The following is a 15,167-nucleotide window of genomic DNA, read 5'->3' as shown; positions in this document are numbered from 1 at the left end:
CGACGAGTAAATACCGACACTCATCCATACACTACCCAATGAGCCTCGAAGCCGACGTCGCCGACCTCTGGAACCGGTATCAGGACGGACTGACCGCCGCGGACGCGAGCGACGCGGACGCGGCCGTGATCGACGAGTTCCTCGCTGCCTTGGAGGCCGGCGAGGTCCGCGCCGCCGAGAAGACCGGCGACGACGTGACCTCGTGGGAGGCCAACGAGTGGGTCAAGCGGGGGATCCTGCTCAACTTCGGCCTCCGCGAGACGGAGCCGCGAGAGTACGGCGGCGTCACCTACCACGACGTGCTCCCGCTGCGCGACACCGACGACCTCGCCGAACGCGGCACCCGGAACACGCCGGACGGGACCGCGATCCGCCGGGGCGCGTACCTCGGCAGCGACTGTATCATGATGAGCCCCTCGTTCGTCAACATGGGCGCGTACGTCGGCGACGGCACCCTCGTCGACTCCTGTGACACGGTCGGCTCCTGCGCGCAGCTCGGCGAGAACGTCAAGCTCGGCGCCAACACGCTGATCGGCGGCGTCCTCGAACCCGTTGAAGACGCGCCGGTGATCGTCGAGGACGGCGTCTCGCTCGGCGCCGGCTGCCGGGTCACCTCGGGATTCCGCGTCGGCGAGAACTCGATCGTCGGCGAGAACACGCTGCTCACGCCTCGGATCCCCGTCTACGACCTCGTCGAGGAGGAGGTCCTCTACGGCCACCTCCCGGCCGAGCGCCGCGCGTTCACTCGAATGGTCGAGTCGTCGGTCGGCGACCACGAGCTCTTCGAGGGCGGCGCGTACAAGCCCGCCGTCGTGGCGACGCACGTCGAGGAGGACACCCTCGAAGCGACGCGGCGGGAGGACGCGCTCCGCGAATGAGCGACCGCGACGCGGGCGGTACGGGCGACACAGGCGCGGAGGCGGCGGGCGAACCCGCCGGCGGCAACCCGCCGGTCCGCCGCCTGAGCGACTGGGACGCCGGGCGCCTTCACGGGCTCGCCGCCGCCCACGAGACCCCCCTGTACGTCCAGGACCTCGACCGCGTCCGCGAGAACTGCGAGCGGCTGCTCGCGGCGTTCCCCGACGCGGACGTGCGGTACGCCGTCAAGGCCCACACCGGGCGCGCCGTCCTGGAGGCCGTCCGCGACGCCGGCCTCGACGCGGAGTGCGCCTCTGCGGGCGAACTCGACCGCGCGCTCGTGGCCGGCTTCGACGGCTCGCGGCTGCACTACACCGCGGTCAATCCGCCGGCCCGCGACCTCGACCACGCCGCCGGCGTCGCGGCGGGGGAGCCGGGGATCACGGTCACCGTCGGCGCGGTCGACACCCTCGACCGCCTCGCGGAGCGCGGCTACGACGGCCGGGTCTGCGTCCGCGTGAACCCCGGCGTCGGCGCGGGCCACCACGAGAAGGTCACCACCGGCGGCGCGGCGAAGTTCGGGATCCCCTACGACCGCGCCGCCGATGCGGCCCGCGAGGCGGCCGAGCGCTTCGACCTGGTCGGGATCCACGCGCACGCCGGCTCCGGCATCGACCCGGACCAGCTGGACAGCCACCGCGAACTGGTCGCGCGGATGGGCGAGCTGGCCCGCGACCTCGCGGACCCGGACGCGGCCGGCGACGGCGACGCCGCCGCGAGCGCCGATCCGATCGCCCTCGAATACGTCGATGTCGGCGGCGGGTTCGGCGTTCCCTACGAGGAGGACGCCCCGCCGCTCGACCTCCCGGCGGTCGCGGCGGCGACGCGGGAGGCGGTCGCGCCGCTCCCTGAGGACACCGACCTCGCGATAGAGCCCGGACGCTACGTGGTCGCCGACGCGGGCGTCCTCCTGACGCGCGTGAACACCGTGAAGCCGACGCCGGACGAGACGGTCGTCGGCGTCGACGCGGGGATGACCGACCTCCTGCGTCCGGCGATGTACGACGCCTATCACCCGATCCGCAACCTCGGGGGCGGACGGGCGCGCGACGGGGGCGACGCCCCCTCGGTCGCGGAGCGGGAGGCAACCCCTGTCACGGTCGCCGGACCTATCTGTGAGACCGGCGATACCCTCTGTAAGGACCGAGCGCTCGCCGACCCGGCCCGCGGGGACCTCCTCGCGGTCGGCGTCGCGGGCGCGTACGGCTACGAGATGGCGAGCCAATACAACTCACGACCGCGGCCCGCGGAGGTCGCGCTCGACGACGGAACCGCGACGATCGCCCGGCGTCGAGAGACGCTCGGGGACCTGCTGACGGTCGAGCGAGGGGCGGATCCCGACGGCGACGACCGACCGGAGGGCGACCGATGAACACCCACGCCGTCCCGGTCGAGAAGTACCACGGCACGGGCAACGACTTCCTCGTCGTCGACGCGGCCGCCGAGGACGTCGGCGACCGAGCGGCGTTCGCGCGCGCCCACTGCGACCGCGAGACGGGCGTCGACGGGGGCGACTTCGGCGCCGCACTCCCGCGCGACGGCGACGCGGACCGCGACGCATCCGGGGATCGACGCGGCGCCGACGGCGTCCTCTTTCTCAGCGTCGATGAGGGGTTCGACCCGACTCGGGTCGTGATGACGCTGGTCCAGCCGGACGGCTCCACCGCGACGATGTGCGGCAACGGCGCCCGCGTCGTCGCGCGGTGGGCCCACGACCGGACGGGCGACCGCGAGTTCATGATCGACACCCAGGCCGGCACCCGGCGCGCCACCGTGACCGCGGACGCGACCGCCGCCGCCATCGAGATGGGCGTGCCGACGTTCGACCCCCGCCGCGTCCCGGTCGCCCGCGACGGCGCGCTCGCGGACGAACCGCTGATCGACGAGGCGGTCGAGGGGTTGACCGTTACCGCCGTCAACACCGGCGTTCCGCACGCGGTCGCGTTCGTCGACGGCGGTCGCGACGACCCCGACGGGATCGACGGGGTCGACCTCGACGCGGTCGCGCCGCCGGTCCGCCACGCCGACGTCTTCCCCGAGGGCGCGAACGTGAACCTCGCGGCGGTCGTCGACGACGGCGCCGGCGACGGCCCCGCGGTCCTCGACCAGCGTACCTTCGAGCGCGGCGTCGAGGGCGAGACGCGCTCCTGCGGCACCGGCGCGGTCGCGGTCGTCGCGGTTGCCCGCCGACTCGGGCTGATCGACGGCGACGACGCCGTGAGCCGCCCGCCGGGCGGCGAACTGGAGATCACGGTCCCCGACTCCGGCCACGCCACCCTCACCGGTCCGGTCGCCCACGAGTTCTCGGGGACGCTCCCCGCCGACCCGCGATGAGCGAAGGGTCCGACGCCGGTTCCGACGCTGACGCCGGCTCCGGCTTCGATCCGGTCTCGTTCCTCGAAGCCGCGGTTCGGATCCCCTCGCACGAGTCTGTCGACGAGACCCGCGAGTTCGTCGTCGACCTGCTAGAGCGGCGCGGCGCCGACCCCGCGGTCGTCGCGGACGGGTGCGTCCTCGCGGAGAGGCGCTCGCCGGCGCCCGAGGCCGGCCCGAACCTCGTGTTGAACACCCATCTCGACACCGTGACGCCGCACGTCCCGTTCGATCGGGGGGGAGCTCACGGGGACGAGCGGGGAGGGTCGGCGTCGAACGAGGGGGGTGAGGGAGACGCCGGGGAAGTGATCCGCGGCCGCGGCGCCTGCGACGCGAAGGGCCCGCTCGCGGCGCTGCTCTCGGGGTTCTTCGCCGCCGACCCCGACCGCGGCCGGGTCACGCTCGCGCTCACGCCCGACGAGGAGGCGCTCTCCCTCGGCGCGGCGGCGCTGACGGGGCGGCTTCCGGGGACCGTCGACCGGCTCGACGGCGACCTGTTCCTCGTGGGCGAGCCGACCGGCCTCGACGCGTGTCCCGCCGCGAAGGGCCGTTTTCAGGCGACGGTCGAGCTGTCGGGGACGGCCGCCCACGCCGCGGAGTCCGCCGGGGCGAACGCGGTCGCGGCCGCCGAGGACGCGCTCGCCGCGATCCGGACGTTCGACGCGGACGCGACGGTCCACCCGCAATTGGGGCCGCCGAAGCTCACCCCGACGGTCATCGAGGGCGGCGCGGCGACGAATCAGGTGCCGGCGGACTGCGAGGTCACCGTCGATCGGCGGAGCGTCCCGCCGGAGACGGCAGAGGGATTCCGGTCGTCGCTCGCGGACGCGGTGCGGGAGTCGCTCGCTGCCGGCGCGGCCGGCGACCGCGGCGTCGACGCGGCGGTCTCTCTGACCGACCGGGAATCACCGTTCCTAGAGGCGTTCGCGACGGATACGGACCACGAACTCGTCAGCACGGTCGCGGACGCGGCGCGCGAGGCGGGCGACGCTGTCGGCCTGCCGAGCGAGCGCGGCGGCGACGTCCGGGCGTTCGGCGCCGCGACGGAGGCCTCCTACTTCGCGCCGGCGCCGACGGTCGTGTTCGGACCCGGGGACCTCGCCGACGAGGCGGGCGCGGTCGCGCACGCCGAACGGGAGTACGTGCGTGTTCGCGAGGTGGAGGCGGCCGCGGCGGCGGTCGAGGACGCGGTCGCGACGCTGCTCGGGTAGCGGCGCGAGGGGGGCGTACCGCCGCCGACTAGAGCAGGAACGTCTCCTCCTTCTCCGCGAGGTCGACGAAGTCGTCGGCGGCGTCGATCAGTTCGTCGGCGGCCGAGTTGCCGAACCCCATCGCCTCCACCCGGACCCCCTCGTGACGGAGGTGCGAGCAGAGTCGCGCGAAGTCGCCGTCGCCGGTACAGAGGACGACGGTGTCGACGTGGCTCGCGAGCGAGACGGCGTCGAGGCTCATTCCGAGGTCCCAGTCGGCCTTCTTCGAGCCGTCGGCGAACGTCTTGATCTCCTTGATCTTCGTCTCGAAGCCGATGTCGCGGAGCGCCTCGAAGAAGCTCTCCTCCTCGGGGGAGTCGGCGCGGATCACGTACGCGATGGCACGCACCAGCGACCGGTCGGAAACGGCCTCACCGAGGAGGCCGGAGTAGTCGATGTTCCGCGAGTAAACGCTCTGTGCGGAGTGATACAGGTTCTGCGAGTCCGCCAACACCGCGACGCGCTGGTCCGGGTGAATGTCGGTCATACGTCCCCCTTCGCCGCCCGCGGTTAGGGGCTTTGGGATCGTCGCGCCCGCGATCGCGGCGTCGCGGTTCCACCGGTGACCACCATGGTTTATGTCCGGCGCTGAAGACCGTGGGCCATGGACGAAAAGCGGTTCGTCGTCGCCCTCTTCGGCCTCGCGGTCGCGTCCGTCGCCGGCTACGTGGCCTATCGGTTCGTCGCCCCGCTCACCGTCGCCGTCTTCCTCTACTACTCGACGCGGCGCTTCTACCACCAACTCGAACGCTTCCGGCTCCCGGCCCGGGTGCGTGCGGTCGTGTCGCTGTCGGTCATCGGCGTCCCGCTCATCGGACTGGTGGGATACACGCTGGTGTTGCTCGTCCTGGAAGCGCGGCGGTTCATCGAGACCTATCCGGTGGCCGACACCATCGGCGCGGAGAACTCCGTGATCGCCGACCTCGCGGAGCTGTCGAACCCGACGACGGACGAGCTGCTCGCGGCGTACCGATCCGGCCAGTTCGACCCCCTGATCGACCTCGTCTCCGAGCAGGCGTCGCTGCTGGCGAGCACGCTGTCGGGGCTCGCGTTAAACCTCCTCATCACCGTCGTCGTCACGTACTACCTGCTCATCGACGGTTCCCGGTTCCACGACTGGCTGCTCACCTTCGACGACGACGCGGTCGTCCGCGAGTACCTCGAGACCGCCGACGACGAGCTGGAGGCGGTGCTGTACGGGAACCTCCTCAACGTCATCGCGATCGCGATCATCGCCGTCGTCACCTACCTCGCGTACAACGCGATCGCCCCCGCCGCGGTCGAGATCCCGTATCCGACGCTCGCCGGTGCGCTCACCGGGGTCGCCAGCCTGATCCCCGTGATCGGGATGAAGATCGTCTACGTCCCGCTGGCGGCCGCGATGTCGATTCCGGTCGCGCTCGACGGCGACGTCTCGCTCCTCGCGTACGTCGCCGGGTTCCTCGCCGTCGCGGCCGTGATCGTCGACACCATCCCCGACATCGTCCTCCGGCCGTACTTCAGCGGCGAGACGACGCACGTCGGGCTGCTCATGCTCGCGTACATCTTCGGCCCGGTCGTGTTCGGCTTCCACGGGCTGTTCCTCGCGCCGATCGTCCTCGTGTTGGCGCTGACGTTCGCCGACACCGCGCTGTTGCGTCTGCTCGGCGTGCGGCCGGATCGGGAGCCCGAGATCCCCGAGCATCAGCGCCGGCTGGACGAGTTCTGAGCCGTCGGGGGCGCCGCGTCGACGCGGTCGCTGCCGCGGCGCGAACGCTCGACCGATCGGCCGCGGCGAGCCGAAGTCATATATCCCCGCTCGACGACCGGGGCACGTATGCGACTACACGTCATCGGCCTCGGCGGGGCCGGGGGTCGGATCGCCGACCGGCTCGCCGCCGCCCACGACGACGACCCGTTCCTGGCGGGCGTCAACGCGTTCGACACCGACATGGACGCGCTCGGGACGCTGGACGCGCTCCGCGAGGAGCGCCGGTACCGGTTCGGTGACGCCGCGGGCGGCGACGGGCTCGGCGGCGACCTCCACGCGGGACGCCGCCTCGGTGACGCACACGCGAGCGAACTCGGCAGGGCGATGGACGACCAGCGCCCGTCCCTCGCGGAGGCGTTCCTGATCGTCGTCGGCCTCGGCGGCGCGGCCGGGGCGGGCGCGGCGCCCGCGCTCGCGGAGGAGCTCTCGCGGCTCTACGACGCGCCGGTCTACGCCTTCGGGCTCCTTCCGACCCCGAGCGAGACCGAGGAACCGGACGGGAGAGAGAGTCCGACGAGCGCGGCCTCCGGAAGCGAGTCGCCGTCGGCGCCGCACCGCCCGCTGGCCGAGCGGAACGCCGCGCGGACGCTCGACGCGCTCTCGGACCGCTGCGCGGCGGTTCTCCCGTTCGACAACGCGGCGTGGCTCCGTCCGGGGGAGACGCTCGACGGGGCTCGCGACCGGCTCAACGGGGTCGCCGTCGAACGGATCTCGGCGCTGTTCGGCGCCGGTGAGACGCCAGAGGGGGCGGAGACGCCCCAGCAGGTGCTCGACGCGAGCGACGTCGCCCGGGCGGTGGGAAGCGACGGCGAAATCGCGGCGATCGGCCACGCGACGCAGGCGGTGGAGTCGCCCGGCGAGGGGTCCCGGTTCGGGCTCGGGCTGTTCGGCTCCTCGGAGCCGGCCGAGGTCGACACGAGCGCCGCGGTGTCGGCGATCGAGACGGTCATCCGGAAGGCGGCACGGGGGAAGAACACGATCGCGGTCCCGGAGGGGCGGGCCGACCGAACGCTGCTCGTGGTCGGCGGCCCGCCGGCGTGGCTCAACCGCGAGGCGATCGCTGACGGGCGGCGCTGGCTCGCCGAGGAGACCGGCTCGGACGCCATCCTGAGCGGCGACGCGCCGGTCCCCGAGGGAGACGCCGTGTTCGCGGTCGTGATCTGCTCGGGCATCGACGAGCCGGACCGGGTCCGCGAGCTCCGCGAGACGATCGCGTGACCGAGCCGCCGACGGCGCGGTCGAACGCGCGGACGCCGACCCGAACGGATTAACCGCGTGGCGCGCCCAGTAGATCCGTGACGACGCAGGCAGAACTCGGGATCGACGTCGACGTTCGCGACGCCGCGGCCGTCGCGGAGCGCCGCGACGAGCTCGTCGCCGCCGTGCGCGACCACGCGGGACGGATCGCGTATCAGCTCGCCAAGCTCCAGGGGGGCGACTACGGCCGCGAGAGCCTCTCGACGCCCGGCGGCGAGTGGACGGTGAAACACGAGGCGGGCGAGCTGGAGTTCCTGTTGTTCTCTCCGAACTCGGGGTCGGACACGTACGTGATCTCGACGAAGCAGCCGCCGGAGCCGGCGGCGCTGTCGAGCGCGCTCGACGACTACGCGGCGTTCGTTGCGGCGTGGAACGATCACGTCGCGTCGCTGTCGGGCGTCCTCGACGGCGTGAGCGCGGAGTTTCCCGAGCCCGCGACAACCGACGGCGTGGTGGCCGAGCGCGACCGGGTCCTCGACGAGATCCGCGACACCTGCGCGCTCATCGCCGGCGAGGTCCACCGGTACGAGAGCGACGACTACGGGACGTTCACGGCCCGCGTCGAGGGCGATCGCTGGGAGCTGAAGTACGACGAGGGGGAGGTTTCGTACCTCCGAATCGGCGGGTCCGGCGGTCTCTACCTCCTCTCGCAGTACGAGTCTCCGTCCGCGGCCGACGTTCGAGAGTACGCCGACCGGTTCCGCGGGTTCGTCGAGGCGTACAACGAGTTCGTCGACGAACTCGAAAGCGATCTCCGGCGCGTCTCCGTCTGAGTCGGCGGGGTCCCGTCTCCCATTGATCCGTGTACGTGCGTATTCGTCACCGCCTTTGGTAATACTTATTCACCGGTGTCCAGTACCGACGCCCACATGTCGATCACCCTTCCGGGGCCGACGCTCGGCGTCGTCGGCGGCGGACAGCTGGGCCGAATGATGGCCGAGGCCGCCGCGCCGCTCGGCGTCGACCTCGTCGTGCTGGACCCGACGCCCGACTGCCCGGCGGCGCCGGTCGCGACCGATCAGATCGTCGGCGGCTTCGACGACGCGGACGCGATCGACGAGCTCGCGGCCCGCGTCGACGCCCTGACCTTCGAGATCGAACTCGCGGACCCGGACCGCCTCGCGGCCGCGAGCGAGGAACACGGGGTGCCGGTCCACCCGGACCCGGCCACGCTGGAGACGATCCAGGACAAGCTGGTCCAGAAGGAGGCGCTCGCGGACGCCGGGATCCCCGTCCCGGAGTTCGTCGCGGTCGCGACCGCCGAGGGGCTCGAACGCGTCGTCGAGGAGTTCGGCGGCGTGATGCTGAAGGCCCGCGAGGGCGGCTACGACGGGCGCGGGAACGTCCCGGTCGAGACGCCCGACGAGGCGGCCGCCGCGCTCGACGCGGTCGGCGGCGCCGCGATGGCCGAGGAGTTCCTCGACTTCGAGCGCGAGATCGCCGTGATGGGGCTCAAGGGCGCCGACGGCGAGACGCGGACCTACCCCGTCACGGAGACGGTCCACCGCGAGGAGATCCTCCGCGAGAGCGTCAGTCCGGCGCGCGCCGGCGACGCGGTCGTCGCCGAGGCGGAGTCGGTCGCCCGCGACGTACTGGAGGTCCTCGACGGCCGCGGGGTCTACGGGATCGAGCTGTTCGAGACGAAGGGGGGCGAGGTGCTGGTCAACGAGATCGCGCCGCGCCCGCACAACTCCGGCCACTGGACGATCGAGGGCGCGCGCACGTCGCAGTTCGAGAACCACGTCCGCGCCGTCCTCGGGTGGCCGCTCGGCCCGACCGACCTCGTCGCGCCCGCGGTCACCGCGAACGTGCTCGGTGACATCGAGGAGACCCAGCCCGCCACGCTCAGGAACGTCGAGTCGACCCTCGACGCGCCCGACGCCGACCTCCACTGGTACGGCAAGGACGACGTGTACCCGCTCCGGAAGATGGGCCACCTGACGGTGACCGAGGCGGTCGGTGACCCCGAAGACGCCGACCGCGACGCGCTGCTCTCGCAGGCGCGGGAGCTCCGGGACGGGCTGACGTTCCGAGACGCGTAGATTTCCGGGGCAACGGCGACGACTATTTATAAACGAACTGCGGTGGCGCGTGCCTGCGAGCGGCCGCCCTCGGCGGCCGCGAGTCAGCACGCGCGAGGGAGTCGCTGGCGGCCAGAGCGGAGCGAAGGCCGCCAGCGACGAGGCTGGGGAGGTGTGAGGTTGCGGTGCGGTCGCGGTCGGGTGGGGCTCAAAAGGGCAGTCGCGAGGACGAAGACGCGCGACGTAAGCACTGGAGGGAGTGAGCGAAGCGAACGACCGAAGCGCGCAACGAGCGCATCGAGTCCTCGCGGCTGGGGCTTTGGCGGTGTTCGCTACCGATCCGCTGTCAGTTATTTATAAGTGAGCAGCCAGGGCTTCGGCGACGTCGACCGCGACGGCAACCGCGGCTACCCACTGGTTCGCGCAGTCGCCGCATCCGGGAGTTCCTTGTAGCCCTCCGCCGAACTTCCGTCTATGACCACGGTGGACGACCTGATCGACCGGCTCGAATCGGAGGCGGCGGCCGACGCGGACCCGGCGACCACCCCGGACGTGGGGATCATCATGGGGTCGGACTCGGACCTCCCCGTCATGGAGGACGCCTACGACGCGCTCGACGACCTCGGCTTCGCGGAGCAGACCGACTTCGCCGAGGCGCCGGACGCGCGGTTCACCTACGAGAGCTACGTCGTCTCCGCGCACCGGACGCCGGAGCTGATGTACGCGTACGGGGAGACGGCGACGGACCGGGGCCTCGACGTGATAATCGCCGGCGCGGGCGGGAAGTCGGCGGACCTCCCGAACATGACCGCCTCGGTCGCGCACCCGGTGCCCGTGATCGGCGTGCCGGTTCAGGAGAAGTCGGTCGACTCCGTCATCGGGATGCCGACCGGGGCGCCCATCGTCGCCGTCGACGCTGGGAAGTCGTACAACGCCGCGCTGTCGGCCGCGCAGGTGCTCGCGCGCGAACACGACGCGATCGAGGAGCGCTTGGTCGAACTCCACGACGAGCAGAAGGCTGGCGTCGCCGACGTCTCCGCCGATCTTCACGATCTGGGTCTCGACGGGTTCCGCGACCGATAAGCAACTGCCGACGTGGTAACTGCGTATGAATTCTCAGACACTCGTTTATAAGCGGCTGCGTACGGAACCGCGGAAGAGGCTTCCAAAGCCCGAGCCGCTCGTTTATAAGTAGTTGACACCGGATCGGCGGCGAACGCCTCCAAAGCCCCAGCCCCTCGGCTGTCCGACGAATTTTTCATAAACTATCGATCGACACGAACACCTCCAAAGCCCCAGTCGCGAGGACTCGGTGCGCTCGCTGCGGTCCTCGTCACTCGTTTCACTCGTTCCTGCGGTCCTTGCGTCGCGCGCCGTCGTCCTCGCGACTGCCCCTTTGAGTCCCGCCCCGAACCGCCACGCACAGCACCTCACGCCTCCCCAGCCTCGTCGGTCGCCGAGCGAAGCGACGGCGACCGACTCCCTCGCGCGTGCGACATCGCGCCCTGCGGGCGCTCGTCGGCACGCGCCGACCGCACCGGCGCTCACTTATAAACAAACTCCGTACCGCGCACCCCCGAATCGGTGCGCTTCCGTCGACTCGCCCTCCGATCCGGATCGACGGTTGCCGGTCACTTCGCCGGCGCTTCCACCGCGAACGGCCGATACCGGCCCGCACGCCCGCGGACGCACAAGACTCAACGCTTATGAGGGGGCGGTCCAAACCCCAGCACGTTACGGAGACCTATATGAGCGATTGGATAGCGATTGGCGCCTTGGCGGTCGTCGGCCTGCTCATCCCGATAGCGATGATGACAGTGTCGGCGTTGCTCCGTCCGAGCGTGCCTGAGACCGGTAAAAGTACCACCTACGAGTCCGGCGAGACCCCGACGGGCGGGACGCGGATCCGGTTCAACATCCAGTACTACATGGTCGCGCTGTTGTTCGTCGTGTTCGACATCGAGACCGTGTTGCTGTTCCCGTGGGCGGTCATCTACCGCCCGGCCGTCCAGGCCGGCGTGCCGATGGCCGACCTGCTGTGGCCGATGTTGGCGTTCGTCGGAATCCTCGCGGTCGGACTCGTCTGGGCGTGGCGGTCGGGGGCGATCAGCTGGGCCCGCAGCCCCCGCGCGACCAGCAGAAAGACGACGGAGGACATCAACTAATGAGCAGCGATCAACCGTTTATCACCGACGAATCGCAGGTCGTAACCGAGACCAGAGACGCCCGGATGACCGGGCAGGGGGACCGGTTCAACTCCCGGCTCCGGGAGGCGTTCGGCTCCTCGCCGTTCATCCTCACCAAGTTCGACAAGTTCCTGAACTGGTGTCGGGGCTCCTCGATGTTCATGCTGCAGTTCGGCATCGCCTGCTGCAGCATCGAGATGATGCACACCTACGCGGTGAAACACGACCTCGACCGGTTCGGGAGCGGGGTCCCTCGCGCCTCCCCGCGGCAGGCCGACGTGATGATCGTCCCCGGGACGATCGTGTCGAAGTTCGCCCCGCGGATGAAGCGCGTCTACGACCAGATGCCCGAGCCGAAGTTCGTCGTCGGCATGGGCTCGTGTACCATCTCCGGCGGCCCGTTCCAGGAGGGGTACAACGTGATCAAAGGCGCCGAGGAGGTCATCCCGATCGACATCCACGTCCCCGGCTGTCCGCCCCGCCCCGAGGCGCTCGTGTACGGCGTCGTGAAGCTACAAGAGCGCGTCGCCAACGGCGAGGCAGCGCCCGTCACCGTCAAGCCGTACGAGCTAGAGGAGTTCTCGGACCTCGAACGCGACGAACTCGTCGACAAGCTGACCGACCAGATCGACGACGACGAGCTCGTCATGCGGTACAACTTCGCTGATTCGCCATGAGCCTCGAACGACCGGACACCGCCGACGACGCGGCGATCGAGCGCACCCCCGACGAGCTGGAGGCGCTGCTCGGCGACCTCGTCGTCGGCCGCGACGACCACCTGAACGCGCCCGCCTTCGTCATCCGCCCGGACACCGTTCAGGAGACGCTTCGGACCCTGAAAGAGCAGGCGGGATACGACCACCTCTCGGTCGTCTCCGCACAGGAGTACGAGAACCGCTACGAGTCGATCTACCACCTGAAGAAGTACGACGACCCGACCCAGGAGGTCAGCGTCGTCGTCCCCGCCGACAAGGACGACCCCGTCTCCGAGTCGGCCGAACCCGTCTTCCGCACGGCCGACTGGCACGAGCGGGAGGCGTACGACCTGATCGGGATCGAGTACGACGACCACCCCGACCTGCGCCGGATCCTGCTGCCGGAGACCTGGCAGGGCCACCCCCTGTCGATGGACTACGACAAGGACCGGCCGCAGATCGCCACGCTGCCGGAGCACGCCAACCCGCTCGAGGACCACCACAAGGACGCGGAGTCCGACACGATGTTCCTCAACATCGGGCCGCACCACCCGGCGACCCACGGCGTCCTCCACCTGAAGACGGTCCTCGACGGCGAGCAGGTCGCCGACGTCGAGCCCGACATCGGCTACCTCCACCGCAGCGAGGAGCAGATGGCCCAGTCCGGCACGTACCGCCACCAGATCATGCCGTACCCGGACCGCTGGGACTACATCTCGGCGGGCCTGCTCAACGAGTGGGCGTACGCCCGCGCGGCCGAGGACCTCGCGGACATCGAGGTGCCCGAGTACGCACAGGTGATCCGCACGATGGGCGCGGAGATGTGCCGGATCGCCGCGCACATGCTCGCCTTGGCGACGTTCGCGCTCGACGTGAACGGCGACTTCACGGCGACGTTCATGTACGCCATCAACGACCGCGAGCGCGTCCAGGACCTGCTGGAGGACCTGACGGGTCAGCGGCTGATGTTCAATTACTTCCGGCTCGGCGGCGTCGTCTGGGACCTGCCCGAGCCCCGCGAGGAGTTCTTCTCGAACACCCGCGACTTCCTCGACCAGCTCCCGGAGTCGATCGAGGAGTACCACAACCTGATCACCTCGAACGAGGTGTTCCAGATGCGGACGATCGACACCGGAATCCTCCCGCCGGAGGTCGCGAAGAACTACGGCGCGACCGGCCCAGTCGCCCGCGGCTCCGGCGTCGACTACGACCTCCGCCGCGACGACCCGTACGGCTACTACGACGAGCTCGACTGGGACGTCGTGACCGAGGACGGCTGCGACAACTTCAGCCGCCTGCTCGTCCGGATGCGCGAGGTCGAGGAGTCGGCGAAGATCATCGAGCAGTGCGTCGACCTGCTGGAGGACTGGCCGGAGGACGAGCGGACGATCCAGGCGAACGTGCCACGCACGCTGCGCCCGGACGACGACACCGAGATCTACCGCGCCGTCGAGGGCGCGAAGGGCGAGCTCGGCATCTACATCCGGTCGGACGGGACGGACAAGCCGGCCCGCTTCAAGATCCGGTCGCCGTGCTTCTCGAACCTCCAGACCCTGCCGGAGATGGCGAACGGGGAGTACATCCCCGACGTCATCGCCGCGCTCGGTAGCCTCGACATCGTGCTCGGGGAGGTGGACCGCTGATGGCCGCGGCGCCCGCGCAGCTGTTCCCCGAGTTCATCGTCGACACGCTCGGGCTCGACAGCGTCATCGGCGAGGTCGCGGCCTCGCTGGTCGCCGCGTTCGTCGTCGGGAACATCATCCTCGCGTTCACGGGCGTCGCGGGCCCGTGGGCGAAGCGGAAGATCACGGCCGCGTTCACCGACCGGATCGCGGTCAACCGGATCGGCCCGTACGGCCTGCTCATCATCCCGGCGGCCGCGGTCCAGCTCCTCGCGAAGGAGCTCATCATCCCCGAGGGCGTCGACCGCCCCTCGTGGGACATCGCCCCGGTCCTCCTGCCGGCCTCGGCGCTTCTGGGCTTCTCCGTCATCCCGATGGGGCAGCTGGGACCGATCAACCTCCACCTCGCGGACCCGGAGGTCGGGTTCGCGCTGGTGTTCGCGTTCGCGTCGATCGCGTCCGTCTCGCTGGTGATGGCCGGCTACGCGTCGAACAACAAGTACTCGCTGCTCGGCGGCCTCCGCGCCGTCGCGCAGAACCTCGCGTACGAGATCCCGCTCATCGTCACGGCGATGTCGGTCGTGATCTTCGCCGGGACGCTCCAGATGAGCGGCGTCGTCGGCGCGCAGACGGAGACGCTGGTGACGATCGCCGGAGTCTCGATCCCGTCGTGGTACGCGTTCGTGAACCCGTTCGCGTTCGTGTTGTTCCTCACGGCGAACATGGCCGAGATCGGGCGGAACCCGTTCGACATCCCCGAGGCGCCGACGGAGATCGTCGCGGGGTACCAGACGGAGTACTCCTCGGCGTACTTCGTCCTCTTCTACCTCGGGGAGTTCGTCCATATCTTCCTCGGCGGAGCGATCCTCGCCGTGACGTTCCTCGGCGGCGCCTCCGGACCGGGCCCGGAGAGCATCAGCTTCATCTGGTTCGTGGTGAAGATCTGGGGCTTCTTCCTGTTCACGCAGTGGGCCCGCGCCGCGCTGCCGCGCGTCCGCATCGATCAGCTGATCGAGATCGGCTGGAAGGGAATGCTGGTGCTGTCGTTCGCGAACCTGGTGCTCACGGCCGTAATCGTGGGGGTGATCGCCTGAT

The 15,167-nt window shown here is 70.5% G+C and carries 14 protein-coding genes; 13 read left to right on the top strand and 1 reads right to left on the bottom strand.

Features of this window, described 5'->3' with window-relative positions:
* The first annotated feature begins 38 nt into the window (after window positions 1-38).
* The 4 genes from EXE45_RS08370 to EXE45_RS08355 are packed head-to-tail and all read left to right on the top strand — an operon-like array spanning window position 39 to window position 4,502.
* Window positions 39-878, top strand: a complete 840-nt coding sequence (locus EXE45_RS08370; RefSeq protein ID WP_092921155.1) for a 2,3,4,5-tetrahydropyridine-2,6-dicarboxylate N-succinyltransferase — start codon at window positions 39-41, stop codon at window positions 876-878.
* Entirely contained in the window at window positions 875-2,290 is a 1,416-nt protein-coding gene (gene lysA, locus EXE45_RS08365; RefSeq protein ID WP_137694039.1) for a diaminopimelate decarboxylase, read from the top strand. Before EXE45_RS08370 ends, lysA begins: the two co-directional genes overlap by 4 nt.
* Complete coding sequence (gene dapF / locus EXE45_RS08360) at window positions 2,287-3,252, top strand: diaminopimelate epimerase (RefSeq protein ID WP_137694038.1); 966 nt, start codon at window positions 2,287-2,289, stop codon at window positions 3,250-3,252. Before lysA ends, dapF begins: the two co-directional genes overlap by 4 nt.
* Window positions 3,249-4,502: a M20/M25/M40 family metallo-hydrolase gene (locus EXE45_RS08355; RefSeq protein ID WP_137694037.1), complete on the top strand. Its 1,254-nt coding sequence runs from the start codon at window positions 3,249-3,251 to the stop codon at window positions 4,500-4,502. Before dapF ends, EXE45_RS08355 begins: the two co-directional genes overlap by 4 nt.
* A 28-nt stretch (window positions 4,503-4,530) precedes the next feature.
* Here the strand turns inward: EXE45_RS08355 and EXE45_RS08350 are convergent, their stop codons facing one another.
* Complete coding sequence (locus tag EXE45_RS08350) at window positions 4,531-5,028, bottom strand: NYN domain-containing protein (protein WP_137694036.1); 498 nt, start codon at window positions 5,026-5,028, stop codon at window positions 4,531-4,533.
* Window positions 5,029-5,145: 117 nt separating this feature from the next.
* Here EXE45_RS08350 and EXE45_RS08345 point away from each other — a divergent pair, with 117 nt between their 5' ends.
* From EXE45_RS08345 to EXE45_RS08300, 9 genes are all read left to right on the top strand, one after another.
* On the top strand, window positions 5,146-6,249 hold the full coding sequence (locus EXE45_RS08345) for an AI-2E family transporter (RefSeq protein WP_092921160.1): 1,104 nt from the start codon (window positions 5,146-5,148) through the stop codon (window positions 6,247-6,249).
* Between the two features lie 108 nt (window positions 6,250-6,357).
* Window positions 6,358-7,509: a cell division protein FtsZ gene (locus EXE45_RS08340; protein WP_137694035.1), complete on the top strand. Its 1,152-nt coding sequence runs from the start codon at window positions 6,358-6,360 to the stop codon at window positions 7,507-7,509.
* 77 nt (window positions 7,510-7,586) lie between these two features.
* Window positions 7,587-8,321: a hypothetical protein gene (locus EXE45_RS08335; RefSeq protein WP_092921162.1), complete on the top strand. Its 735-nt coding sequence runs from the start codon at window positions 7,587-7,589 to the stop codon at window positions 8,319-8,321.
* Between the two features lie 96 nt (window positions 8,322-8,417).
* Window positions 8,418-9,590, top strand: a complete 1,173-nt coding sequence (locus EXE45_RS08330; RefSeq protein WP_137694034.1) for a 5-(carboxyamino)imidazole ribonucleotide synthase — start codon at window positions 8,418-8,420, stop codon at window positions 9,588-9,590.
* 453 nt (window positions 9,591-10,043) lie between these two features.
* Window positions 10,044-10,652: a 5-(carboxyamino)imidazole ribonucleotide mutase gene (gene purE, locus EXE45_RS08325; RefSeq protein WP_137694033.1), complete on the top strand. Its 609-nt coding sequence runs from the start codon at window positions 10,044-10,046 to the stop codon at window positions 10,650-10,652.
* 665 nt (window positions 10,653-11,317) lie between these two features.
* Window positions 11,318-11,734: an NADH-quinone oxidoreductase subunit A gene (locus tag EXE45_RS08315; protein WP_004596397.1), complete on the top strand. Its 417-nt coding sequence runs from the start codon at window positions 11,318-11,320 to the stop codon at window positions 11,732-11,734.
* Window positions 11,734-12,432: an NADH-quinone oxidoreductase subunit B gene (locus EXE45_RS08310; RefSeq protein WP_006629677.1), complete on the top strand. Its 699-nt coding sequence runs from the start codon at window positions 11,734-11,736 to the stop codon at window positions 12,430-12,432. The genes EXE45_RS08315 and EXE45_RS08310 overlap by 1 nt, the downstream gene beginning before the upstream one ends.
* Window positions 12,429-14,093 (top strand): NADH-quinone oxidoreductase subunit D, encoded by a 1,665-nt coding sequence (locus EXE45_RS08305; RefSeq protein WP_092921165.1) that lies wholly within the window; start codon window positions 12,429-12,431, stop codon window positions 14,091-14,093. Before EXE45_RS08310 ends, EXE45_RS08305 begins: the two co-directional genes overlap by 4 nt.
* Window positions 14,093-15,166, top strand: a complete 1,074-nt coding sequence (locus EXE45_RS08300) for a complex I subunit 1 family protein (RefSeq protein ID WP_092921166.1) — start codon at window positions 14,093-14,095, stop codon at window positions 15,164-15,166. Before EXE45_RS08305 ends, EXE45_RS08300 begins: the two co-directional genes overlap by 1 nt.
* Window position 15,167 lies beyond the last annotated feature (1 nt).

It is taken from the genome of Halorubrum sp. SP9 (genome assembly GCF_005435015.1).
Taxonomy (GTDB): domain Archaea; phylum Halobacteriota; class Halobacteria; order Halobacteriales; family Haloferacaceae; genus Halorubrum; species Halorubrum sodomense.
This window is presented reverse-complemented; position numbering and strand designations above follow the sequence as displayed.

Coding starts and splice junctions, on each gene's coding strand:
- EXE45_RS08310 (WP_006629677.1), top strand. CDS start 11,734: ATGAGCAGCGATCAACCGTTTATCACCGACGAATCGCAGGTCGTAACC.
- EXE45_RS08355 (WP_137694037.1), top strand. CDS start 3,249: ATGAGCGAAGGGTCCGACGCCGGTTCCGACGCTGACGCCGGCTCCGGC.
- EXE45_RS08300 (WP_092921166.1), top strand. CDS start 14,093: ATGGCCGCGGCGCCCGCGCAGCTGTTCCCCGAGTTCATCGTCGACACG.
- EXE45_RS08305 (WP_092921165.1), top strand. CDS start 12,429: ATGAGCCTCGAACGACCGGACACCGCCGACGACGCGGCGATCGAGCGC.
- purE (WP_137694033.1), top strand. CDS start 10,044: ATGACCACGGTGGACGACCTGATCGACCGGCTCGAATCGGAGGCGGCG.
- EXE45_RS08315 (WP_004596397.1), top strand. CDS start 11,318: ATGAGCGATTGGATAGCGATTGGCGCCTTGGCGGTCGTCGGCCTGCTC.
- EXE45_RS08340 (WP_137694035.1), top strand. CDS start 6,358: ATGCGACTACACGTCATCGGCCTCGGCGGGGCCGGGGGTCGGATCGCC.
- EXE45_RS08370 (WP_092921155.1), top strand. CDS start 39: ATGAGCCTCGAAGCCGACGTCGCCGACCTCTGGAACCGGTATCAGGAC.
- dapF (WP_137694038.1), top strand. CDS start 2,287: ATGAACACCCACGCCGTCCCGGTCGAGAAGTACCACGGCACGGGCAAC.
- EXE45_RS08350 (WP_137694036.1), bottom strand. CDS start 5,028: ATGACCGACATTCACCCGGACCAGCGCGTCGCGGTGTTGGCGGACTCG.
- EXE45_RS08330 (WP_137694034.1), top strand. CDS start 8,418: ATGTCGATCACCCTTCCGGGGCCGACGCTCGGCGTCGTCGGCGGCGGA.
- EXE45_RS08345 (WP_092921160.1), top strand. CDS start 5,146: ATGGACGAAAAGCGGTTCGTCGTCGCCCTCTTCGGCCTCGCGGTCGCG.
- lysA (WP_137694039.1), top strand. CDS start 875: ATGAGCGACCGCGACGCGGGCGGTACGGGCGACACAGGCGCGGAGGCG.